The organism is Desulfitobacterium dehalogenans ATCC 51507 (genome assembly GCF_000243155.2).
Lineage (GTDB): Bacteria > Bacillota > Desulfitobacteriia > Desulfitobacteriales > Desulfitobacteriaceae > Desulfitobacterium > Desulfitobacterium dehalogenans.
Window position 1 is genome coordinate 2,120,200 of sequence record NC_018017.1, and the last position, 24,655, is coordinate 2,144,854.

Sequence of the window (24,655 nt, forward strand, 5' to 3'; positions counted from 1 at the left end):
TAATGTTTATTATGTTCTTTGAAAACTGCACAGAGAAGAAAAAAACTGTAATTAGGATAACATCTAAAACCTAGAAGTGGCGGCAAAAAACGTTTGGTCAAGCTACTAAGGGCGTACGGTGGATGCCTAGGCGCTAAGAGTCGAAGAAGGACGCGGCGAGCGGCGAAACGCCACGGGGAGCAGTAAGCATGCCTTGATCCGTGGATATCCGAATGGGGCAACCCATCCAGAGTCATATCTGGATATCTGTAACTGAATCCATAGGTTGCAGAAGACAACCCGGGGAACTGAAACATCTAAGTACCCGGAGGAAGAGAAAGAATAATCGATTCCCTGAGTAGCGGCGAGCGAAACGGGAACAGCCCAAACCAATCCCTTCGGGGGTTGGGGTTGTAGGACCCTCTATTAAGTCTGTATCTCTAGTCGAAGAGGTCTGGAAAGGCCGAGCAAAGAAGGTAACACTCCTGTAGGCGAAAGAGAGAAAGACTGTGAGGGTATCCTGAGTACCGCGGGACACGTGAAACCCCGTGGGAAGCTGGGAGGACCACCTCCCAAGGCTAAATACTCCTTAGCGACCGATAGCGAACCAGTACCGTGAGGGAAAGGTGAAAAGCACCCCGGGAGGGGAGTGAAAGAGAACCTGAAACCGTACGCTTACAAGCAGTCAAAGCACCATTAAGGTGTGATGGCGTGCCTTTTGTAGAATGAACCGGCGAGTTACGGTATGTAGCGAGGTTAAGACGAGAAGTCGGAGCCGAAGCGAAAGCGAGTCTGAAGAGGGCGATGAGTTACATGCTGTAGACCCGAAACCGTGTGATCTACCCATGGACAGGGTGAAGGTGGGGTAAAACCCACTGGAGGCCCGAACTCACTGTCGTTGAAAAGACAGGGGATGAGCTGTGGGTAGGGGAGAAATTCCAATCGAACACGGAGATAGCTGGTTCTCCCCGAAATAGCTTTAGGGCTAGCCTCAATTAATGATTCTTGGCGGTAAAGCACTGAATAGGCTAGGGGCCTTACCGGGTTACCGAACCTTATCAAACTCAGAATGCCAAGAATTTAGATTGGGAGTCAGACTGTGGGGGATAAGCTTCATAGTCAAAAGGGAAACAGCCCAGACCATCAGCTAAGGTCCCCAAGTATACGCTAAGTGGAAAAGGATGTGGAATTGCATAGACAACCAGGATGTTGGCTCAGAAGCAGCCACCATTTAAAGAGTGCGTAATAGCTCACTGGTCGAGTGGTTCTGCGCCGAAAATGTAACGGGGCTCAAGCGTATCACCGAAGCTATGGCTTGGAACGGAATTATTAAGTCTTTAGAAAAGGAGCACTAAGGGAAGTTGCATGAGGAATTTTGCTTCCAATGAGGAAGACAAAGGCTTGAATGAAAGCAAAATTTCCAAATGTCCTCAGGGGCTCAAGAAAAGCTAAGGGTTTAATAATTCCGTTCCAGGGGTAGGGGAGCGTTCTATTCGCAGCGAAGTCAGACTGTGAGGTCTGGTGGAGTGAATAGAAGTGAGAATGCCGGTATGAGTATGCGAAAAGGTGAGTGAGAATCTCACCCGCCGAAAACCTAAGGATTCCTGGGGAAGGCTCGTCCGCCCAGGGTAAGTCGGGACCTAAGCCGAGGCGTAAAGCGTAGGCGATGGACAACTGGTTGAGATTCCAGTACCACTGAGAAGCGTTTGAGCGATGGGGTGACACAGAAGGATAGGTTAAGCGTGCCGTTGGTTGAGCACGCCCAAGCCCGTAGGGTGTGAGATAGGCAAATCCGTCTCGCGAATAAACCTAAAAGGTGATGGGGAGCGAAATAAGTAGCGAAGTAACCGACTCCAAGCTGTCAAGAAAAGCCTCTAGCGAGCTTACTTAGTGCCCGTACCGTAAACCGACACAGGTAGGTAAGGAGAGAATCCTAAGGCGCGCGAGAAAACCCTCGTTAAGGAACTCGGCAAAATGACCCCGTAACTTCGGGAGAAGGGGTGCTCTAGAGATAGAGCCGCAGAGAAGAGGTCCAGGCGACTGTTTATCAAAAACACAGGTTCCTGCCAATCTGAAAAGAGAAGTATAGGAGCTGACGCCTGCCCGGTGCTGGAAGGTTAAGAGGAGAGGTTAGCCCGAAAGAGCGAAGCTTTGAATTGAAGCCCCAGTAAACGGCGGCCGTAACTATAACGGTCCTAAGGTAGCGAAATTCCTTGTCAGGTAAGTTCTGACCCGCACGAAAGGCGTAACGATCTGGACACTGTCTCAACGAGGGACTCGGCGAAATTGTAATACCCGTGAAGATGCGGGTTACCTGCGACAGGACAGAAAGACCCCATGGAGCTTTACTGTAGCTTGACATTGGACTTTGGTATGAAATGTACAGGATAGGTGGGAGACTAAGAAGCTAGGGCGCCAGCCTTGGTGGAGTCACAGGTGGGATACCACTCTTTTTGTACTGAAGTTCTAACCTAGGCCCCTGAATCGGGGTTGGGGACCGTGTCAGGTGGGCAGTTTGACTGGGGCGGTCGCCTCCTAAAGAGTAACGGAGGCGCCCAAAGGTTCCCTCAGCGCGGATGGAAATCGCGCGAAGAGTGTAAAGGCACAAGGGAGCTTGACTGCGAGACCAACAAGTCGAGCAGGGACGAAAGTCGGGCTTAGTGATCCGGTGGTACCGAGTGGAAGGGCCATCGCTCAACGGATAAAAGCTACCCTGGGGATAACAGGCTTATCTCCCCCAAGAGTCCATATCGACGGGGAGGTTTGGCACCTCGATGTCGGCTCATCGCATCCTGGGGCTGTAGTAGGTCCCAAGGGTTGGGCTGTTCGCCCATTAAAGCGGTACGTGAGCTGGGTTCAGAACGTCGTGAGACAGTTCGGTCCCTATCCGTCGCAGGCGCAGGAAATTTGAGAGGAACTGACCCTAGTACGAGAGGACCGGGTTGGACGGATCACTGGTGTACCAGTTGTCTCGCCAGAGGCAGTGCTGGGTAGCTATATCCGGATCGGATAAGCGCTGAAAGCATCTAAGCGCGAAGCCGGCCTCAAGATGAGATTTCCCACAGCGTAAGCTGGTAAGACCCCTGAAAGATGATCAGGTAGATAGGCCCGGAGTGGAAGTGCGGCGACGCATGGAGCGGACGGGTACTAATCGGTCGAGGGCTTGACCTAACGAAAGGTCATGGAAAGGTCACCTCACTGAGGGGCTCAAGACTAAGGTGAGGAAAGATGGAAGCTTAATTACAGTGAAGAAGACTCTGTGTAGTTTTGAGGGAACAGGAAGTTCACTCAAAGATAGCCACATAAAGATCTGGTAACTATACCGGAGGGGTACCACCCGTTCCCATCCCGAACACGGAAGTTAAGACCTTCAGGGCTGATGATACTTGGACCGCAGGGTCCTGGGAAAGTAAGTCGTTGCCAGGTAAGCGAATGGACTATGCAGAGATGCGTAGTCCATTTGATTTATAGATGAGGAATTCGGCCAAATTTCCAAGCGCGGGTCTGTTGACAAAAGCACAGATGCTTGTCAGCCAACATCGAGATATGACAAGTAAGTTTAAGATTAGATCATTTACACGATCAGAAGATTGTAAAAACTGTCCTTTGAAAAGCCAATGTATTGCCGGGAAGGCGAATTACAAAGAAGTCAGACGGGATTTCTATCAAGAAGATCAGGAACGCCATCACGCCTTAGTCGGAACAGCCTTATACCGCTACGTCATGCGCAAGCGGCAGGTAATATGTGAAGGGAATTTTGCTCTTCAAAAGCGATGTCACAATCTAAGGTTCACTCGCAAGCGAGGCATTGAGAAAGTCCAGGAACAATGCCTCTTTTCGGCAATGGCCCTGAACCTGAAAAGATTGGTGAAGTATGGGACAGCACCGCTCAGGCCAGCTGTCTCCTATCCGCAAATTAAGCTGAGGATAGTAAGTCTGCAGAGAAATCTCTCAGTTAATTATTGTTAATGGTCCTTAATCGCTATGATTTACCCTATTTGTCGACCCCCAGTGACCAATTTGACATTCCTGGGACATAAAAAAGACCATGGAGAGAACGATCCGGTTCGCTCTCTATGGTCTTTTCTTGTTCGAGATTAAAGAATGCACTAAAATAAAAAAAGCGAAAAATCGCTTAGTAATACCCATTGTCATTGACTTGAATCTATGGTATGATCAAGGTTGCCACCTAATAATTGCATTATGATTAAATTATTCCTATTAAATCATAACATACTCGTTAATGAATGTCAATAGTGTGGAGAAAAAAATTTATCCATTGCTACCGTACTGGATTTTGGTTCTTAAGCAGGAGATAAATGAAAAGCGATTTTTATTAAACTCATGATTATATGGAGGTGACCGGCGTGGCTTTGGAAATCATGAACCTATCCTCAGCTCTTATCCAAAGGCAAGCAGTAATGGAAATTGAAAAATGCAATGACTTTTCTGCACAATTTGGTCTGACCCTGTCTCATTTTCAGGCAGTAGAGCTGGTGGAAACTCGTACCCTCGCCTTGCAAGGCAACGGGCGAATTGAATTCGGGGGAGGGGTCATTCAAAAGATAATTCGTGGGTTCTGCTATTCCCCTTATATCTCCAGCCATAACTATGCGGAAACCCTCCATGAGCTTGTGGAAATGTTTTATTACTATAAGAATGAGACCCTGGATTTGCTAAGCGACGATGAACTGATTCAATTTATGAGGAGCCGCTTTAACGGGATCTGCCAGGGATCTTTGGAATTGTTGGCAGGACGGGAGCTTTATAATATGGCCAACAATTTGCGGTATGGCTATGCTCCGAATTATTGGGAATACCCGGCTGAGGATGAGGATGAGGGAGATGACGAAGATGAGCAAAACGATAACGGATATTGAGAAGGGGCGGATCTTTATTTCGCCTGATCTCAGCAGTGAAGTATATTTTACAGTCCTCCTTCAGGAGGGATATACCCAGGGGTTTTTCACTGCCTCCGAAGTGGAGAGCATTCAGCTTCATTGCCTTGAGTTCTTAGCTTATAAATGTAAAAAATATAATGGAGGGGAAAGCTGCTCCATAAGGGTGGAAGCTGCCGAAAGTATCATGAAGTCCAACCTCTATACCATAGGCTTGTATTTGAAATCTTTGGCGGATACTTCCGGGGCTATCGAGGAACTCAAAACGAAAAAGATTTCAGAGATCTATCAAAAGGGCCGAGGACTGATAACTGTTAAATTGGCGGCAGTTCAGGCTATTTATGAGCAAACCCAAAACAATAAACTGCCTACTTTGAACTTTACCTATAATGAGACCCTCAGTGAAGAAGGAGCCGGACTCTTCTTCATATCCTACAAGCCGGATTATGAGGCTCATGAGACTCCGGCATCCATTGATTATCAATTGTGCAACCCGGTCAACCAACTGACAGGTGTCGAGTTTATGTACAGCTATCTGGAAAACTTATGGCTGGAAAATGAATTCTGCAAGAGATTTTCCCCCAAGGCAGTTCACCACCTCCTTTGCGGCTATGATCCAGGATATAAGGATTTGCTGATCAATATCTTTGAACAGGTCCTGACTGCAGCCTTAGCTTGTGCTTTAGCGAAGCGCTGCGTTCTCAGTTTGCAGATTTCCGGAGAAGAAATTAAACGCTTGCATAATGAGTTGGTACAGAATGATTCTTCGGCCTTGGCTTGGAAGATCGGCAAGGCCGCTGAACTGGTACTGGAAGAGTTGAACATCACCGGCACTTCCCTGGGGGAATATGTAACGAAAAGCCTTCCTGGTATTCTCGCCAATATCTCTCGAGGGCTGGAGCTGAACACTTTGGATAAAACTTTCGTTCCTCCCTTTGATCCGGATTCAGTCCCCAAAATTTACTTTTCAGAAGGTCTGAAGATGAATGACGAAGATTATCGCCAATTGATCGACGAATTGCTTGTTTGTCGTTATCTCGAAGATAAACTCCAACTTATCAAAGAACAGGTCAAATCCTTTGCCGATTTGGAAGACTTGCTCACCGATGCCCTGCTGAAGGAAGAGGAGGTCTTTGGGGTACTGGATCTGCTGAGTGATGTGGAAATTGCGGCTCTGATCAAAAGGCATCCTTATGAAGAAGAGAAACAAGCAGCTTATTTGCCGGTAGCCGAACAGACCTTGCGGAATTATTTGAACTCCTATCTGGAACAGCTTGACGATGACAGGGAAAAACGGGTTTTAGAAATGCTGGATCAATTTGCTGATGGATAGAAATAGTACAGGGAACCATCGCTTATCGATGGTCTCTTTGTTTTTTTGCTGCGTAGAGTTAAAATAGATTAATACTTATGCAAATTATATTTAATGCCCTGTACCCATTGTATCAATTCAGGAGGTGGCTCGGTTGTTGATTAATGATTATGAAATGGCCTTAAGGCTTTTGTTAGCCTGTATCCTAGGTGGGATTGTCGGTTGGGAACGGGAGAAGATCCACAAACCTGCAGGATTAAGAACACATATACTTGTAGCTTTAGGGGCTGCTTTGGTCACCATTGTTTCTATGTATGCTTTTACTTCCTTCAATTACGCAAATAAAGATCCTGGAAGAATAGCGGCCAATATTGTCACAGGTATCGGATTTTTGGGCGCAGGCACCATTATGCGCGAGGGTACCTCAGTAAAAGGGTTAACAACTGCCGCCAGTATTTGGGTGGTGGCCGCGATTGGCATGGCAGTGGCGACAGGTATGTATTATTCTGCATTAATAACTACATTCCTGGTGTTCTTGACATTAGACGGTTTTTTTGAGAAGCTTCTTTTTCGCAACCAGCAATTGTTGAAAGTATCTATTACACATGAGTTTAAACTAAGAGAAATTGGTGAAATTTTCGAGAGACATGGAATCGCTATGAAACATGTTTCCATTCTACCGATTAAAATTTCTAATGATATTCCGGTTGAATTTCGAATCAGAGTTCCTAAAAATATTGACTATATCAGAGTCTTAGAGGAAATTGTCAATATTGATGGGGTAACGATGAAAGAAAGCATGATCCTTCACCGACAGTAAGGGAATGGAGTATAGAATTAATTACAAATATGAAGTAACGAAATAATCAGGTCGTCATGGCCTGATTTTTCTTTTACGGAATAGATCATAATCAGCGTTAACCAAATAACTATTATTAAGTCAAAAAACACTTCATTGTAGAGTGTACTACATAGTGTTGATATGATGAAAACCATTGACATGATAACATGGGATTAAGGACATGTGAACAAGAATGCTAACTTTCAAGTTTTTATGTTAGGAGTGGTGAGATAGTGGAAGACTCAATCAAGTACACTTTTGTGCCTCATATTATGACTCGGCAAAAGGAGTTGGAGCAAGCCTTCTTATCTGAATTTGAGGCAGGGAATTACACGCTGAATAACCCTTTGGTCAAATTGAACCCCTATGAAATTTGCCCACTGACGGCCATGGTTTTATTTAAGACTCCTTCAGCCACCGAAGCTACTATCGTAGTTAAGGGTAAAGCCCATCCCGGAGATATCTGCCATACCTTTCCGGCAAATAAAACCCACATTCTCCCGATTTATGGCTTATATGCCGGCTATGACAATACCGTGGAAATCATCCTGGCAAATGGCAAGAGAAATGCCATTACCATCAAAACAGAACCACTCCATCCGGAAGTTGTACCGGCTACTTCGATCAAAACCAAACCGGAATATTTTAGGGACAACCTGATGTTCTTGACGTCTGCGACCTCCCGTACTATGGCAGTGGGTATCGATTATGCAGGCGAAGTCCGTTGGCATACCACAATTGCTTTGTCTTTTGATATGAAGCGGATGCCTAACGGTCATATTCTGGTCGGTACCGAACGCTTGGTAAAAATGCCTTACTTCACTTCAGGGCTTTATGAAATGGCTTTCAGCGGTAAAATCTTTAAAGAGTACCGCATTCCCAGTGGTTATCACCACGATCAATTCATGATGGAAGATGGAAATATTTTGGTGCTTACCTTTGACGCTCATTCCCAGACAGTAGAGGATATGTGTGCTCTTGTGGATCCCAAGACAGGAAATATTATTAAAACCTGGGATTATAAAACCGTTTTACCCCAGGATGTGGCTGGTTCAGGCAGTCAAGATCCCCACGATTGGTTCCACAATAATGCAGTATGGTATGATAAAAAAACCAACAGCCTTACCTTATCCGGTCGCCATCAGGATGCCGTCATCAACATCGACTTCGAAAGTGGAAAATTGAACTGGATTATTGGTGACCCGGAAGGATGGCCGCAAGACATGGTGGACAAATATTTCTTTACTCCAGTAGGGGGGGATTTTGAGTGGCAGTATGAGCAGCATGCCTGCATTATCCTTCCTGACGGAGATGTAATGCTTCTGGATAACGGTCATTTCCGTTCAAAAAACAAGGCAAGCTACCTTCCCAACAAGGAGAACTATACACGGGGCGTCCGTTATAAGATCGATACCGAAAAAATGACCATTGAACAAGTTTGGCAGTATGGAAAAGAGAGAGGGGCCGAATTCTTCTCTCCCTATATCTGCAATGTGGAATACTACGATGAAGGTCATTACATGGTCCATTCCGGAGGTATCGGTTATGAAAATGGTGAGACTTGTGAAGGAATGGCCGTAATCAAATCCACTCAACCAGAATTTAAAGACAGGAAATTCGAATTTAATTCCATAACCTGTGAATTAATCGATGACGAATTGGTCTATGAGATGCAGATTGTTGGTAATTATTATCGGGCTGAAAAATTACCCCTTTATTATGCACATGAAACAGCAGAATTAGGAGAAGGGGAAATTCTGGGCAGCCTCATCGATACAGAAAAAACAAAGATGAAAATCAAAGCACCGGAAACAGGGGAGCTTATTCCGGAAGATTATCATGGGAACATCGTTGAAGAAGAGGACCGTTTTAATTTCAATGGGATTTTTGAAACCGGTGAAATGGCACAATTGCTTTTGGTCGGTGCAACCGGCGAAACCTTGCGCTATCCGATTAATACCGTACCCCAATTATTCCAAGCTATGTGTGTTGGAACCTTTCAAAAAGAAGATCCGCGCAATGTGGATACCTTTATCAATAAAACGGGATTATCAGGGAAATACCAAGTTAAATTAGTTGCCCGGGATAAAGTCTTTGAAACAGGTGTGACAATAACTGCATAATGAATAAAAGTATGAAGGTGGAGCCGAACTCCACCTTCTTTATGTGTATAAAAAAATATGAATTAAAGCTTCTTCTACGCTTATAATAAGAGCATTAAGGTTAAATATAAAACAATAAAAACCCGGTTCTTATAGCAAATACGCATAGTAGCCAGAGACAAAGTCCAAAGACTTAAAAAGGTACCTAAGGAGATGATAACATGCTATGGGAGAGCATTAGAGAAGAAGGACAGGAGGAACAGGAACACCCCCTTCTCAAGGATAAGAAATTGATTAAAGAAGAAATTAACCGGCGGTTAGTTCATGGGATTAAGAAAGCTAATCTGGAATACGATTCACTCTATAGTCATGAGAAATCCAGCCTAAATAAGGACTCTGAGCTATTGAGCCAGCTTTTTCATCGTATGTTCTTTTATCGGCTAAATGAAAAACTATCGGCTTTTCACTGTGACCATACCTATCGTTTTAGTCGTCAAATATTAACCCAGATGCAGTTTAACCGAGGCAAAATCAATGATATTCTTGAGATTTTCAAGAAGAATGGTGGAGAGTGCGACTGTGAAGTTCTCTATAATGTTGAAAGTCTCTTGATCGGGAAAGATGCTTAGAAATCAGAAAACAAATAGAGAAAATCCCCATAACCCTCACGTTCCAGGTCTTCCTTGGGAATAAAGCGCAGAGCAGCGGAGTTGATGCAGTAACGTGACCCATCCGGCCCAGGTCCGTCATTAAAGACATGACCCAAATGGGAGCTGGAGTTGCGGCTGACTACTTCAGTACGAGTCATATTATGGCTTAGGTCAATTTTTTCAAGGATATTGCTTTTTAGCATTGGCCGGGCAAAACTGGGCCAGCCGCAACCGCTGTCGAATTTATCCTTGGAACTGAAAAGAGGTTCGCCGGAAACTATATCAACGTAGATACCCTCTTTCTCGTTATCCCAAAACTCATTTTGAAAGGGAGGTTCTGTTCCTTTTTCCTGAGTTACATGAAATTGCATAGGGGTTAGACGTTTTCTTAATGAGTCCTTTTCTTCCGACCAGTGTTTTTTTAAGAATGCATCTCGACCTGAGCCTTGGCGGTAGAGAGCATAGCGGAAGGCATTTTTTTCATAATAGCCCTGGTGGTAATCTTCTGCTGGATAGAAGGGGGCAGCAGGAAGGATTTTGGTAACGATGGGCTTATTGAAACGTAAACTTCGGGTTAAGGCATTTTTGGATTCTTCGGCTAGATGACGCTGTTCTTCATTGTGATAAAAAATTGCCGTCCGGTAGGATTCGCCACGATCGTGAAATTGTCCGCCGGGATCGGTGGGATCGATTTGCTGCCAAAAGAGATCTAATATTTCCCTATAGCTCACACGGTTCGGGTTGAATTTGATTTGGACTGCTTCCATATGTCCGGTTGTATGGGAACATACCTCGTTATAGGTCGGGTTTTCGACATGGCCACCGGTGTAGCCCGATAGAACTTCCAGAACCCCATCCAATGGTCTGTATACTGACTCCATACACCAAAAGCAACCCCCGGCTAAGGTGGCAACCTCCACATTCATTGTATCAACTGTCATGAATTCTTCCCTCCCTTGAGCATAGGATGGACTTATAAGTTTAAAGTTATCCTGACTTCATAATAACTCTTTTAAACCCATAATTAAAACATAATCTTATCTAAATTGTATTTTTTATGATTTAAACCTGGTCAAAAGGATAAGAATACGCTAGAATTTAGGTAATTCAAAATAGTCAAAACGTTTAAGTGATTATAATTAAGAGAAGGGGGTATAGGAAATAGTTTTTAAATATGATTAAGGAGGAAAAAATCATGAAATTAAAAGATAAGGTGGCCATTGTAACGGGAGCAGCTTCCGGTATGGGTAAGTCAATCGCTCTTCTTTATGCAAAAGAAGGGGCGAAAGTTGTTGTGTCGGATCTCAATCTTGATGGCGCAAATAAGGTAGTTGAAGAAATTACCTCGGCAGGTGGTACCGCCTTTGCAATCAAGACCAATGTTGCTGTGGAAGAAGATATTCAAACCTTGGTTGATACTACTGTAAGTACTTATGGTACGGTAGATATTCTCGTTAATAATGCAGGGATAATGGATAATTTCGAACCTGCCGCTGATATAGAAGATAAGAATTGGGAAAGACTATTTGCGGTAAACACCACAAGCGTTATGCGTGCAACAAGGAAAGTTATTCCCATATTCTTGGAAAAAACAAGTGGTGTAATTGTCAATATTGCCTCTGCAGGTGGTTTAAATGGTGCGAGAGCAGGGGCAACATACACTGCCTCTAAGCATGCTGTCATCGGTTTCACTAAAAATACAGGCTTTATGTATGCTCAGCAGGGTATTCGCTGCAACGCCATCGCCCCGGGGGCAGTAGAGACTAATATTAGCACCACGATTACCGATCCTCATCAATTCGGTTCCTCACGTGCCTATGTTGGTATGGCTACTAATCCCCGAATGGGCAAACCGGATGAAATTGCTCAGGTAGCATTATTCTTGGCTACGGAGGAATCCAGCTTCGTCAATGGAGCTGTTATTGTCGCTGATGGAGGATGGTCTGCCTATTAAAAATTCCCCTGCGAAAATCAGGAGAACCAATACTATAGATAAGCAATTAAGGAATGGAAGTCTCAAAATGGCAGTTTGCGGAGTGTTTCGCGCTGTCATTTTTTTCTACCTCGCAATTGACAGAATATTTAGATACATGCTAAGATGTAACTAAAATAGTTACAACAATAGATTGCAAAAGAGGGGAGAAAACATGGGAGAATGGAAAAAGAGCGGTTGCATACTCTGTGCACAGAATTGCGGTTTGGAACTGGAGATAGAAAAGAATCATATCATTAAAGTACGTGGGGATAAGGATAATCCCCGAAGTCTTGGTTATTGCTGCCGAAAAGGCCTAAGGATTGCCCATTATGCGCGCAACGGGGATCGCCTTCATTACCCCCTGAAAAAAGTAGGAGACCATCATGAGAGAATCAGCTGGGAACAGGCCATTGGTGAAATTTCCGAAAAGTTGTTGTCCATAAAAGAACACTATGGACCTAAATCCTTTGCTTATGTGGGCGGAGGTAATGTCGGCGGACAGATGGAAGTAGGGACAGGATTAAGACTCTTAAGCTTCCTGGGTTCACGTTATTATTACTCTTCATTGGCACAGGAGTTTTCCAATGTCTTTTGGGTGGATGGCCGTATTGCTGGAAAACAGGGGTTGACCTCGATGTCGGATGCCCATCGGGCGGACACTTTAGTGGCCTGGGGTTGGAACGGCTGGATGAGTCACCAGGAACCACGCACTCGTATTTTACTTAAGGAATTTGCTGAGAATCCCCAGAAAAAACTGATTGTTATTGACCCTCGCCTGTCCGAAACGGCTAAGTTTGCGGATATTCATTTAGCCCTGCGCCCAGGGTCCGATACTCTGCTCTTAAAAGCCATCATCCGTATTATTTTGGATCAGGAATGGGAAGACAAAAAGTTTATTGAAGACCATGTGAACGGGTGGGATGAAGTTGCTCCACTCTTTAACGGCTTCGAGTCTAAGAGAGCCGTGGAAGAGGTCTGTGGACTTAATTATGAGGATGTGGTAGAAGTAGCTCGCGTGATTTCCCAGACGAAGTCCTGTATCCATCAGGATTTGGGAATCTATATGAATCGCAATTCCACTATCAATAATTACTTACTGCATATTTTGCGGGCCATGACGGGACGCTTGGCTGTGGAAGGGGGTCAGATTTTCCCCGCCTTCCTTTATCCTATGGGAAGTGACAGTGATGAACGAAACCCTAAAACCTGGCGTACGGTCAAACATAAGATGTTTCCCGTGTTGGGGGTATTTCCACCGACCATATTGCCGGATGAGATAATCAGCGATCATCCGGAGAGGATCCGCGCAATGATCGTCAGCGCTTGTAACCCGCTCCGCTCCTGGCCGGATACCTTGGCTTATGAAAAGGCTTTCCAGGCCTTGGAGCTTTCAGTCTGTATTGATATTGCTTATACAGAAACCGCCCGATTGTGTGACTATATCCTGCCAAGTCTCAGTTATTTGGAGTCCTACGATACGACTTGCTTTAATTACTCCTACCCGGAGTTTTATTTTCAGATGCGTCAGCCTGTCCTTGAGCCCATCAGTCCTGAAGCCAAGGAGGGTTCAGCCATCATTTTAGAACTAATCAAGGCCATGGGTTTTTTGCCGCAACTGCCGGATAGTCTCTATGAGGCAGGGAAGAAAGGAATTACCCCATATTTAGGGACTATGAATGCTTATCTTATGGAAAACCCTCAATACGCCAGGTTTGCCCCTCTTATCCTGGCGGAAACTCTGGGAAAGGCTCTCGGATCCGTTAACCAGGCTTTAATCGTGGGTCTGCTGATAAACAGCAGTAAAGCCTTTAAAACCGGAGCGGTGGCCATGGGCTATCCCGCAGATATGACTATGGTTGAAAAGATGTTTCAGGATATCCTTGAGCATCCCCAAGGTTTAGTCTTGGCCAAATTTCAGGGCGACAATTTCCAAATGCTGCGCACGGAAGATAAAAAGCTTGCCTTGAAAATTGAAGAACTCTTTGAACCTCTTCAAGCAGCCACTATTGATAAGGAAAGGGCCGATTTGAAGTTGCCTGAGAACTATCCCCTGATACTGCACGCAGGACTTCATCATGAGACCGTTGCCAACACCATGATGCGCAATCCTCAGTGGAATGGATCAGAGCGTTGGGCAACTATGCTTATGAACGAGGCAGATGCCAAAGATTTGGGAATTAGCGACGGGGATAAAGCTAAAATAACCACAAAGGCATCTGCGGCGGAGATCGAAGTTGAGATTAGTCCTTACGCTGCCCAAGGCTGTGTCTATATTCGACACGGGGGCGGGCTGATCTATGAGGGCACTCAATATGGGGTCAATGTCAATGAATTGGTGCATAGCACGGACAGAGATGAGATGTGCACTCCCATTCATCGCCGGATTCCCTGCCGGGTGGAAGTAAAGTCATCCAAATGAATCGAGGTACTAGATAATGCAATTAAGCAGCAGATTTCCTGTAGCTGTGCAAATTATAATCATTATTGCCTGGTGTCCTGAGGATGTAAAAGTAACCAGTGAAGTCCTTGCCGTGAGTGTCAATACCAATCCGGCTCTGATACGGCGCATTATGAGGTATTTAAAAAAAGCAGAGCTTATTTCCATTCCTTCGGGTACCGGAGGGGCGAAGCTAACCAGAAATACGGAGATGATCACTTTATTGGATATCTATCGAGCGGTGGAATTAACAGATCAAAATGCCCTCTTTGGTCTCCACGATCATCCTAATCTATATTGTCCTATAGGTAGCCGGATCAACGAAGTGCTTCGACCACCTTTTGAGGAAGCGAAAAAGGCTCTTGAAGAATCTTTAGGAAAGGTGACCATCCAAATGCTATTAGAATCCTTTCCACCCTTTGATTACTCTATTCTTAAGCACTTAAAACTCAAATAAAACTTATGGAGGTAATAACATGGAGGAGTATAAATATTTTCGTGTAACGAGCAATGGCCCAATAGCTACCATGACCTTAAACCAGCCTGAGAAGATGAATACTCTCGGTTACGAACCTTGGATGGAAATCCAAAAAATACAGGATGACATCGAAGATAACCCTGAAATTCGTGTGCTTATTATCAATGCCGAAGGACCCAACTTTTCTGCCGGAATCGATTTGAAAGAACTTAAGAGCTTCGACTCAAAATCGGTCATTACCAATATTCCGAAAATCCAGCGTACCTACACCCGTTTTCAAGAGATGAATGCCGTGGTTATTGCCGCAGTCAACGGGATTTGTTATGGAGCGGGATTCGAAATGATCACGGCTTGTGATATTCGGCTGGCTTCAGCCGATGCCCGCTTTGCAATACCCGAGGCTCGTTTTGGTTTAGCACCGGATATGGGAGGGACCCAGCGTTTACCCCGCCTTATAGGTCCGGGGCAAGCTAAACGGCTGATTCTAGCCTGTGAGGAAATCGATGCCCGGGAAGCATTGCAGATAGGATTTATTGAGCTTGTCGAAGAGGATTACGAAGGGTTACAAGCAAGAGCGATGAAATTAGCCAAACGGATTGCCAATAATCCGCCATGGGCCGTGCGTTTCGGCAAAAAAGCGATCAATGCGGCGGCGGATAGCAGCATTGCGGGAGGTCTGCTTCTGGAACAGATTCAAACGGCTTTCTGCTGCGGAACCCAAGATCAGGATGAAGCGGTAGCGGCATTTTTTGAAAAACGCAAACCCGTCTTTCAAGACCGATAATCATCGAAAATCGTGAAATACATAGTTACTCATGAAAGGGATGTCTTAAGGATATCCCTTTCTTTGTGCATATCAGGTTTCCCATGCCCTAGCTTTCGAAATAAAGGGCTTGCATTATAGACTGTTTATCACTATAATATTTAAGTATGCTTATTGTTAGTTTACTAACTGTCTGAATTCTTATGTTTTATTTTCTTTGTTTAAAGGTAGGTGGTTGTAATGAACTATGATAATACAAAGCAGATTCATAAATTAATGATTGCATTTATGGGGTTATACCATGAGAAGTTTTGTCTCCAATTTCGTAATGATGTAGATAATCCTTCCGATTTGAAGAAAAACCATATAAAAATTCTCAATCTCCTTTATCATGAAAATCCGAAAACCCTAACTGAGATCGGTAAGGGTTTGGATATTGAAAAAGGAAGCCTGACAGCCTTGATTGATCTACTGGAGGAAAGGGAACTGATTATACGTTCCGTTGACTCCAAGGATCGCCGAAAAAATTTGATTTACTTAAGTCCTAAAGGAAAAGATATAATCAATCAGCGTATTGCTGCTTTTACAAAAAAGATGGAAGAGTCTTTGGCTGCTTTTGATGCAAAGGATATTCAGTCTTTTGAAGATAATTTGCAGCTGGTCGTTGATTTCCTTAAACGGGTGCAAGTTTAACGCATTGCATCAAAATAAAAAGAAGATTATCGAGTGAGAAAGAAGTGTTTTAATGATTAGTCTTAAAAATGATAGCATTGGAAAATTACTTTGGGAATTTTCCTTACCGGCGATTATCGGGATGTTGGTTAATGCTCTCTACAATATTATAAGCCGCATATTCGTTGGTCAGGGTGTTGGTTATATAGCGATCGCAGCAGTTACCGTCGCCATGCCGGTGATGATTCTGCTGATGGCCGTCGCCATGCTGGTGGGTGTGGGGGCCACTGCCTTAATCTCCATTCGCATGGGTGAAAAAAAGATGGACGAAGTAGAAAAAATCGCGGGCAACGCTACCGCTCTTCTTATTTTTTTGCCTTTTCTTTTATCCATCGTTTACTTCCTTAATGCCGAACCTCTTTTAATTATGTTTGGCGCCAGCCCGGAGGCTCTGCCCTATGCCAAAGAATACAGCCACATTATTATGCTGGGTGCAGTACCGGGTTCTATCGCCTTTGGTATGAACAACTTTATTCGTGCCGAAGGTAATCCTCGTATCGCCATGTTGACTCAGATTATAGGTGCTGTCATTAACATTGTCTGCAACTACATTTACATTTTTATTTTTAATTGGGGAATTCAAGGGTCCGCTTGGGCAGCAGTTACCGGTCAAACCGTTTCGGCAATATGGGTTCTGAGCCATTTCCTTCTTGGACGCAGTAAAATTAAGCTGAGAGCCAAATATTTAAAGCTGGATATGTCCATTGTCTTAAAGACCTTAACCATTGGTTTTGCACCTTTTGCCATGCAAATAGCGAACAGTGTTCAACAAACTCTATTGAACAATACGTTAAGGGAATATGGCGGAGATTTGGCTCTTTCAGCAGTGGGAATTCTCATGAGTATATCCATGCTGCTCCTTATGCCCATTGTCGGAGTCAGCCAGGGAGCACAACCCATTATCGGCTATAATTACGGAGCTCAAAATTATGAGCGGGTCAAAGAGACTTTGAAAAAGGCAGTTCTTGTAAGCACCGCTATGGCCACAGGCGGATATATTCTGCTGCATCTTTTTGCCGTTCCAGTGGTGGGGCTTTTTAGTAAAAACGACGTAGCACTCACAGAACTAACCGTCCATGCATCCCTCATCTTCCTGGCATTGATGCCAATTATCGGTTTTCAAATCGTGGGCTCCAGCTACTTCCAGGCAGTAGGAAAACCGGTTCAATCTACGATCCTAAGTCTTTCCAGACAAGTGCTTCTTTTTATTCCCCTCCTGCTGGTGCTCCCTCAGTTCTACGGTATTGAAGGGGTATGGGTCACTGCACCCATAGCGGATGGTTTGGCTGTTTTTGTGACAGGAACATTCTTGTTCTTTGAACTTAAAAAGTACAAAAAGCCAGCCTTAGCCATGGGCGACTAAAATCCTTATCATAAAATAAACAAAACAAAACAACGAACCGCTTCTTCGCTTGAAGAAGCGGTTTTTTATAAGGGGGTGCGATTCGTATTGTAAGTAAAATGAAGTTCCATTATACTAATACTGGTAAGGATAGATTGCGCTACATATTGAAATTAATTCGTTTTGAAGGGGATATCTTATGGATAATGATAAAAATATTGCAGTACTCATCGATGCTGATAATGTTTCGGAAAAATACATTAAGTCGATTTTAGATGAAGTGTCCAATCATGGCATTCCTACCTATAAAAGAATTTATGGGGACTGGACTAAACCTCAATTATCGTCCTGGAAAAACGTTCTCCTTAATTATTCCATCACACCCATTCAACAATATAGTTACACTACAGGTAAGAATGCAACCGATGCAGCCTTGATTATTGATGCCATGGATATCCTGTATTCCCGAAATGTAGATGGATTTTGTATCGTGTCCAGCGATAGTGATTTCACCCGGCTGGCCGCTCGCTTAAGGGAGGCGGGAATGTATGTCATCGGTATGGGCGAGAAAAAAACCCCCACACCTTTTATCGCTGCTTGCGAGAAATTTAAGTATTTAGAAGTTCTCGCCGGCGTCTCTACCAATGCATCTGATAATGGTGCTCAATTAAAAAATGAGAAGCATGATCCTACGAAAGATGGGATGGCTTCCCTGGATGATTTGATTCGCACCATTCGCATTATTGTTACAGAAAGCTCTGACGAGGATGGTTGGGCATTTTTAGGTGAAGTGGGTAAAAGACTGAATAAACGCTATCCGGATTTTGATACCAGAAACTATGGGCATACTAAGCTGACTCCCCTTATTTCCTCATTAAAGCAATTTGAAATCCAACCCCGCAAAACCAGCAATCCGAATATTATTCATTACTTCATAAAGAATAAACCTAAGACTAAATAAGAAAGCATAACACTTAATGATCCTGCTTTTATAGCTGACCTTTTCAATGGGAACTATTTAAGCTATAATTAACCGTTGCTAATTTATTTAATTATCTTGTTAAGGAGAAGTGACTATGGAAAGACAAAAACGAGTAGGGGCTATCCATGATATATCCTGTGTAGGAAGATGCTCATTAACCGTAGCATTGCCTATTCTTTCGGCTGCAGGATTTGATACAGGAGTATTGCCCACAGCAGTCCTGTCAACCCATACGGGAGGATTTGAAGGGTTCACCTATCGGGATTTGACTGAAGATATCGAGCCCATATCCAAGCATTGGCAATCTCTTAATCTAAAGTTTGACGCCTTATACAGCGGCTTTTTAGGCTCCTTTGCCCAGATAGATTTAGTGGCCGATCTCTTTAAAACCTTTGGAGGAGAAGACACCTTAGTTATGGTGGATCCGGTTATGGCGGATAATGGGGTTCTCTACTCGGTATACTCTCCGGAGATGGCTAAAGGGATGGCAAAGCTCTGCTCCATGGCCGATATCATCGTGCCGAATTTAACTGAAGCAGCCTTTATGCTTGAGGAAGAGTATGTAGGAGATGACTATTCCCAGGAATATATCGAGAAAACTCTAAGAAAACTTTCCGACATGGGAGCTGAAAAAGTCGTCTTAACGGGTATTTCTTTTGACTCCGCAAAACTTGGCGCAGCCTGCTATGATCGGAAGACGGATAGTGTAAGCTATGCCTTTAATGAGCGGGTGGAAGGTTACTTCCATGGCACAGGAGATGTCTTTGGCAGTACCTTATTATCCGGTCTTCTCAATAATTTTTCTTTAGCAGAGGCTACTCAAATTGCGGTGGATTATACCTTGAAATGCATTCAACTTACCGTAGAAGCTAATCAAGAGCGCAGATATGGAGTCTGCTTCGAGCGGGCACTTCCTCATCTGATCCAAAGATTAGGTTTGATGAAATAAATTAAAGATTGATAAAGTTTACCTATAAATAAAAAACACTCCCTGTGAGTGTTTTTTATTTATATATGAAGAAATTCCTATTGAAGAGCTGTTTTAAATAATTAGAAAAATCAAACTATTAAGCAGGAATCTTAGAAATCTTTATCGAATCCTTTTTTAAGAAATAGAATTAATCCAGGAGGTAACTATTGTGCCGGAGATTTTATTCTTAGCACCTTATTCAGATATTGCTCAGGTGGCTCAAAAAGTTTGCCAGGGAAGCAATGATGTAACCATTAGTGTATCCCGAATGGATGCTGCTGTAGAACTGGCCAGGAAAGCGGAAAAGATGGGTTATCATGTATTGATTACTCGGGGAGTTACATTTTGGAAGTTGCACAATGCCGGCCTTGATCTTCCTTTAGTGGAAGTTTCCATCGGCGGATATGATATTGTCCGAGCTTTTTTCGAAGCGAAGAAAATGGGGCGGCGCGTCGGAATTGTGGATGTAGAGGAAGTTGTGAATAATTTAGATTTAGATGCTTTCACCGAGACCGTCGAGGATGAACTCGTGAAATATATTTGCCATAATGATCTGGAAGATATCAGCAAAGGGGTTCAATACCTGCGGGAGCAGGGAGTGGAAGTGGTCATGGGTAAAGTCGCTATGGCTAATGAAGCTGGGAGACAAGGGATGAAGTCCGTGGTTATTTCTTCAGGGATGGATTCTGTTCGGCGAGCCATAGAGGAGGCCCGCCGGGTTAATTTTGTCCGCAAGCAAGAAGCGAAAAAAGCGGAACAATTCAAAGCCATTTTGGAATTTTCTTATGACGGAATCATTGCTCTTGATAGGGAAGGAAAGATTACGGTCTTTAATAAGGCATCCGAAACTATTTCCGGTTGGAAGGCAGAAGATGCTATCGGAAAATTCATTACCCATATCATTCCCAATGCTGGATGTCAAAGATTACTGAGCAGTGGTCAGGCTGAAATCGCAGAATTCATGGAGATTGGAGGCACCAAAGTTCTGGCTAATCGGGTGCCTATTCTTGTTGACCATAAGATCGAAGGGGTTGTTACCACCTTTCAGCAAATCGAGAGGTTGCAAAAATTAGAAGGGAAAGTCAGACGAAAGCTTGCCGATCGAGGCTTAGCGGCCAAATATCATTTTCGTGATATCCTTGGTCATAGTGTGGCTTTGGTGAATGCCAAGAATTTAGCCAAAGAATATGCGGGGGTTGACTCAACTGTTTTGATTCAAGGAGCAACAGGCTCTGGAAAAGAAATGTTTGCTCACGCTATTCACAATGCAAGCAAACGAAAAAATGAGCCTTTTGTAGCGATAAATTGTGCAGCTTTGCCTGAAAGCCTTCTGGAAAGTGAGTTATTCGGATATGTGGAGGGAGCCTTTACAGGTGCCCGCAAGGGTGGCAAAGCAGGTGTGTTTGAAATGGCTCATCAAGGAACACTTTTTCTTGATGAAGTAGGGGAAATGTCTCCCATGCTGCAGGCACGTTTGTTAAGGGTTATTGAGCAAGGTGAGGTTATGCGCTTAGGGGATAGCAGCATTATTCCTGTGGATATACGCCTTATCGCTGCAACTCATCGGGAACTGAGGAAAATGGTAGAGAGCAATGCCTTCCGGGAGGATCTCTATTTTCGACTCAATGTGCTCTCCCTCAAAATCCCTCCCCTTCGGGTCAGAGACAAGGATATCCTATTAATCGCTTACCGGTTCTTAAATGAATTCTGTTCCCGACGAGGAAAGATTATGGGCAAATTTTCTCCCGCAGCAGAGAAATGCCTCTTAGATTATGCCTGGCCCGGAAACCTTCGCGAGCTCCGCAATGCCATGGAAAGATTGGCTATGCGCCCATGGGTGGACGAAATTACGTCCCAGGAAATCTCAAATGTCCTCTTCATGGATGAAGGGGCAATTTCGGCGGAAAAAAGACCAGCTACTCCAAAGCCCCAGAACCCCGACAATAAGACGTTTTCTTTTGCTCCTCTGCCCGCTTCTGGCGACAAAGTTATGAATCAATTAGAAAAACAAGTGATCCTACAAATTCTTGAGGAAGTGGGAGGAAACAAAACGGAAGCCGCCCGACGCTTGGGAATAAGTAGGACTACTTTGTGGAGAAAACTTCAGGGGTAATCTAGCTGTAACACAGAAGGGGTGAGTGTTTCATAAGTGAACAAGCGTTACATATCTGAACGCCCTGAATGTTTCAGACTTGAAACATTCAGGGCGTTTATTTTTTTATCTTCGAAATTATCCATCAATTAAATTGAACAATTAAATAAAGTATTCGAAAATACTATTTTATTTAATTCAATAAATTCTTGAAAATCAAGGGTTTAAAAAAAATTTCTCAATAAGAATAGCCGCTATTTTTGAGATTATCCATTTATGGCAATGGGGTTGGCATGCTTCTTGCTCTAATCTATGGCGTAACCAAAAAGCAAGGAGGTGTTGAAGATATGGTATTAAAGGAGCTGCCTGTTGTTCCTTCAGCTGAACCAGGTTCCCTGGCGGAATCACCGAATTCAGCCATTCAACGTATTGTTCGTCCGGTGATTATTGATCAGACCTTGGTCAACCCCATTGTTCTGCTTTATTGCCCGGATGGAGCCCTCTTTTTAAAGGGAGACGAGATCGTAGTGAGTTATAAGCATTGCAAAGGTTGCGGCATCTGTGCCAAAGAAAGTGAAGGAATTGAGATGGTGCCGGAATACACAGGTCCACGAGGAATTTTTTAGGGCAAGGAGGTAGAAAATCTAATGAATAAAGCACTTATTACAGGAAGTGAAGCAGCTGCCCTAGGTGCCAAGCTCGCTCAGATCGAAGTGCTGGGGTATTACCCTATTACCCCTGCTTTTCCAGCTATGGAAAGACTAAGCAAATATATTGAGGACGGAGAACTTCATTGTAAGTTCATAAGAGTGGAATCCGATCATAGTGCCCTTGCAGCGGTGCTGGGGGCCTCATTAGCCGGAGCACGCAGTTATACAGTAACGAACTCTCAGGGATTATTGCTCATGACGGAAGTCGTTTATCACGCGGCAGGTCTTCGTCAACCCATTGTCATGGGAGTAGCCAATAGAGCTTTATCAGCTCCTCACAGCCGTTTTCCGGAACATGGTGATGCGATCTCCCAAGGAGCCAGCGGATGGATTCAAATGTTCTGCGAAAACAATCAGGATATTATGGATAACACCATTCAGGCGTTCCGTGTTGCCGAGGAACTACGCACTCCCGTTATGGTGAACTACGAAGGCTATATCCAATCCCATACATTGGAGGAGGTCTATATACCGGAACAGGAGAAAGTGGCAAAATTCCTCCCTTTAAACCGTCAACCTGCTCTTGATATTAATAACCCTAGGGGAGTAAATACCGTCACCGGCCCTGAATTCTACACTGATTATAAGTATCAACAAAACCAGGCTATGCTTCAGGCACTAACCCTGATTCCGCAAACAGCTGAAGCCTATAATGCTGAGTTCGGCACAACCTCTTGTGGGCTTGTAGAGGGATATAAAACAGAAGATGCTGAACATGTGATCGTGGCCATGGGGTCTATTGTCGGTACAGCAAGGGTTTTAGTGGATGAATTGAGAAAAGAGGGCAAGAAGATCGGAGTATTAAAAGTCAAGGTTTGGAGGCCCTTCCCAGCAGAAGCGATCTTAGCCCAAATAAAAAATGCTAAGTATGTGACAGTGCTGGATAAAAATATTGTTTTCGGTGTGGGAGGAGCTTTAGCCACAGAGATTAAGGCAGCTTCCTATGGTTATGGAAACCAAGTGATCAATGGGGTAATCCTTGGACTAGGCGGACGCCAATGCGGCATTCCAGAAGTAAAAGAAGCAGTGGAACATACGGAGAACAGTAACTCAAAGACAAATACTTCCGCATGGATCGGATTATAAAGGGGGGATGAATGATGATAGATTTTAAAGAGCTTCCAAAAGAAGAACTGTTTGGACAGGGCAATGTGGGATGTAAAGGATGCGGAGCAGCAATCGCCGGAAGACAGGCTATGAAGGTTCTTGGCGAACGGACTATTATCACAATCCCGGCATCTTGTATGGCCACCCTGGGTGGTAATAATACCAAAACAACGTGGGGAGTGCCTTTCTACCATACCTTGTTTGAATGTGCTCCGGCGGTATCCTCAGGAATTCGAGCAGCCCTGGAGATCCAGGGAATTAAGGATGTTCATGTTGTATCCTGGGGCGGAGATGCAGGGAGTGCGGATATCGGGTTCCAATCCCTTACAGGTGCGGCTGAGCGTCAAGAACACATGATTCATGTTCTCTATGATAATGAAATGTATATGAATACAGGCGGTCAAACCGGCAGCCAAACTCCCTTATATGCTATGACCAGTAATAGTGCTTTAGGGAAAACAGTTCATAAGAAGAACATGCTGGCTATTATGGAAGCTCACGGTATTGATTATGTTGCCAGTGCGAATATAGCTTACCCTGAAGATCTCATGGCGAAGTTTCAAAAGGCTGCCGCTAAGAAAGGTTTCTCCTATATTCATATCCTGGCCCCTTGTCACCGCGGTTGGCAGATCAAACCCGAAGAAACGATTGAAATCTCCAGGAAGGCAACTGAATGCGGGCTCTGGGAACTCTTTGAAGTCGATGAAGGAAAAAGAACCCGGACTTACGAGCCGAGCTTTACTCCAGTAGCAGATTATCTTAAATCCCAAGGACGTTTTAAACATTTAAATGAGGATCACATTTCAAGTTTTCAAAAATCTGTGGATACCTATTATGGGCGAGGGGAGTGAGATCCATGATCGAAATAAAATTCTTGGGGCGTTTTGGGCAGCCTGTAGGAAAAATAACCAGAACAATAGGAAAACAGCTTATGACCGAAGGTAAACATGTCCAGGTGTTTGATGGATTTGGAGCATTTCGACCTGGCAATCCCACCAACTCTACCATAAGAATTTCTGAAAAGGTCATTATTGAACGCTCAGAACATGAGACCACTCCAGATGTTATCGTAGTACTGGATAATAGCTTATTTGCAGTAAGTGATGTAACCAAGGGATTAAAACCTAATGGCCTGGTCATGGCTCTTGGAGTTACAGCCGAAGTTTTGGGAGAGAAAGCCGACAATTACCGATTTATCCCCTTCGACTCAAATGTCAAGGGTGGAGCAGATTGTGAAGATGAATTGATGCGAGCGCTTAAAGAACATAGTGTACTATAGGCAAAC

20 protein-coding genes and 2 rRNA genes are annotated in these 24,655 nt (G+C 44.1%); 21 read left to right on the forward strand and 1 reads right to left on the reverse strand.

From position 1 onward, the window contains the following. Nucleotides 1-95 precede the first annotated feature (95 nt). The 8 genes from DESDE_RS10325 to DESDE_RS10360 all read left to right on the forward strand — a co-directional run bounded on the left by DESDE_RS10325 (nt 96) and on the right by DESDE_RS10360 (nt 9,761). A 23S ribosomal RNA gene (locus DESDE_RS10325) occupies nt 96-3,150 on the forward strand. Nucleotides 3,151-3,288: 138 nt separating this feature from the next. Next, a 5S ribosomal RNA gene (gene rrf / locus DESDE_RS10330) occupies nt 3,289-3,405 on the forward strand. A 45-nt stretch (nt 3,406-3,450) separates the two neighbouring features. Further along, complete coding sequence (locus tag DESDE_RS10335; RefSeq protein ID WP_019850436.1) at nt 3,451-3,948, forward strand: transposase; 498 nt, start codon at nt 3,451-3,453, stop codon at nt 3,946-3,948. 398 nt (nt 3,949-4,346) lie between these two features. Then, a complete protein-coding gene (locus tag DESDE_RS10340; protein ID WP_014793955.1) occupies nt 4,347-4,859 on the forward strand; it encodes a DUF6323 family protein in 513 nt (170 codons plus the stop codon). Further along, entirely contained in the window at nt 4,834-6,210 is a 1,377-nt protein-coding gene (locus DESDE_RS10345) for a DUF6179 domain-containing protein (RefSeq protein ID WP_148269915.1), read from the forward strand. Before DESDE_RS10340 ends, DESDE_RS10345 begins: the two co-directional genes overlap by 26 nt. A gap of 124 nt (nt 6,211-6,334) precedes the next feature. Further along, nucleotides 6,335-7,009, forward strand: a complete 675-nt coding sequence (locus tag DESDE_RS10350) for an MgtC/SapB family protein (RefSeq protein ID WP_172637607.1) — start codon at nt 6,335-6,337, stop codon at nt 7,007-7,009. A 293-nt stretch (nt 7,010-7,302) separates the two neighbouring features. After that, a complete protein-coding gene (locus tag DESDE_RS10355) occupies nt 7,303-9,153 on the forward strand; it encodes an aryl-sulfate sulfotransferase (protein WP_050981867.1) in 1,851 nt (616 codons plus the stop codon). 200 nt (nt 9,154-9,353) lie between these two features. Next, on the forward strand, nt 9,354-9,761 hold the full coding sequence (locus DESDE_RS10360) for a DUF2695 domain-containing protein (protein WP_014793959.1): 408 nt from the start codon (nt 9,354-9,356) through the stop codon (nt 9,759-9,761). On the opposite strand, the gene msrB is transcribed toward DESDE_RS10360, so the two are convergent. Next, nucleotides 9,758-10,723, reverse strand: a complete 966-nt coding sequence (msrB, locus tag DESDE_RS10365) for a peptide-methionine (R)-S-oxide reductase MsrB (protein ID WP_014793960.1) — start codon at nt 10,721-10,723, stop codon at nt 9,758-9,760. The two genes, DESDE_RS10360 and msrB, sit on opposite strands and share 4 nt — an antisense overlap. Nucleotides 10,724-10,977: 254 nt before the next feature. On the opposite strand from msrB, the gene DESDE_RS10370 reads away from it, so the two are divergent. The 13 genes from DESDE_RS10370 to DESDE_RS10430 all read left to right on the forward strand — a co-directional run bounded on the left by DESDE_RS10370 (nt 10,978) and on the right by DESDE_RS10430 (nt 24,649). After that, a complete protein-coding gene (locus DESDE_RS10370) occupies nt 10,978-11,736 on the forward strand; it encodes an SDR family oxidoreductase (RefSeq protein WP_014793961.1) in 759 nt (252 codons plus the stop codon). A 193-nt stretch (nt 11,737-11,929) separates the two neighbouring features. Continuing rightward, a complete protein-coding gene (locus DESDE_RS10375) occupies nt 11,930-14,176 on the forward strand; it encodes a molybdopterin-containing oxidoreductase family protein (RefSeq protein ID WP_014793962.1) in 2,247 nt (748 codons plus the stop codon). 16 nt (nt 14,177-14,192) lie between these two features. Beyond that, complete coding sequence (locus DESDE_RS10380) at nt 14,193-14,651, forward strand: Rrf2 family transcriptional regulator (protein ID WP_014793963.1); 459 nt, start codon at nt 14,193-14,195, stop codon at nt 14,649-14,651. Nucleotides 14,652-14,670: 19 nt separating this feature from the next. After that, complete coding sequence (locus DESDE_RS10385) at nt 14,671-15,456, forward strand: enoyl-CoA hydratase/isomerase family protein (RefSeq protein WP_014793964.1); 786 nt, start codon at nt 14,671-14,673, stop codon at nt 15,454-15,456. Nucleotides 15,457-15,675: 219 nt separating this feature from the next. Then, nucleotides 15,676-16,128 carry a MarR family winged helix-turn-helix transcriptional regulator gene (locus DESDE_RS10390; RefSeq protein WP_014793965.1) on the forward strand — a complete coding sequence of 151 codons (453 nt, stop codon included), beginning with the start codon at nt 15,676-15,678 and terminating at the stop codon, nt 16,126-16,128. A 52-nt stretch (nt 16,129-16,180) separates the two neighbouring features. Continuing rightward, nucleotides 16,181-17,530: an MATE family efflux transporter gene (locus tag DESDE_RS10395; protein ID WP_014793966.1), complete on the forward strand. Its 1,350-nt coding sequence runs from the start codon at nt 16,181-16,183 to the stop codon at nt 17,528-17,530. A 178-nt stretch (nt 17,531-17,708) separates the two neighbouring features. Beyond that, nucleotides 17,709-18,470 (forward strand): NYN domain-containing protein, encoded by a 762-nt coding sequence (locus tag DESDE_RS10400; RefSeq protein ID WP_014793967.1) that lies wholly within the window; start codon nt 17,709-17,711, stop codon nt 18,468-18,470. 115 nt (nt 18,471-18,585) lie between these two features. Beyond that, nucleotides 18,586-19,440: a pyridoxamine kinase gene (locus DESDE_RS10405; RefSeq protein ID WP_014793968.1), complete on the forward strand. Its 855-nt coding sequence runs from the start codon at nt 18,586-18,588 to the stop codon at nt 19,438-19,440. Between the two features lie 190 nt (nt 19,441-19,630). Next, complete coding sequence (locus DESDE_RS10410) at nt 19,631-21,574, forward strand: sigma-54-dependent Fis family transcriptional regulator (protein WP_014793969.1); 1,944 nt, start codon at nt 19,631-19,633, stop codon at nt 21,572-21,574. A gap of 239 nt (nt 21,575-21,813) precedes the next feature. Next, the gene (locus DESDE_RS10415) at nt 21,814-22,179 is read left to right on the forward strand and encodes a 2-oxoacid:ferredoxin oxidoreductase subunit alpha (protein WP_242831383.1); all 366 of its coding nucleotides are present in this window, start codon (nt 21,814-21,816) and stop codon (nt 22,177-22,179) included. A gap of 21 nt (nt 22,180-22,200) precedes the next feature. Then, the gene (locus tag DESDE_RS10420) at nt 22,201-23,349 is read left to right on the forward strand and encodes a transketolase C-terminal domain-containing protein (protein WP_014793971.1); all 1,149 of its coding nucleotides are present in this window, start codon (nt 22,201-22,203) and stop codon (nt 23,347-23,349) included. A gap of 11 nt (nt 23,350-23,360) precedes the next feature. After that, a complete protein-coding gene (locus DESDE_RS10425; protein ID WP_242831384.1) occupies nt 23,361-24,221 on the forward strand; it encodes a thiamine pyrophosphate-dependent enzyme in 861 nt (286 codons plus the stop codon). 5 nt (nt 24,222-24,226) lie between these two features. Then, nucleotides 24,227-24,649 (forward strand): 2-oxoacid:acceptor oxidoreductase family protein, encoded by a 423-nt coding sequence (locus DESDE_RS10430; RefSeq protein ID WP_014793973.1) that lies wholly within the window; start codon nt 24,227-24,229, stop codon nt 24,647-24,649. The last annotated feature ends 6 nt before the right edge of the window (nt 24,650-24,655 follow it).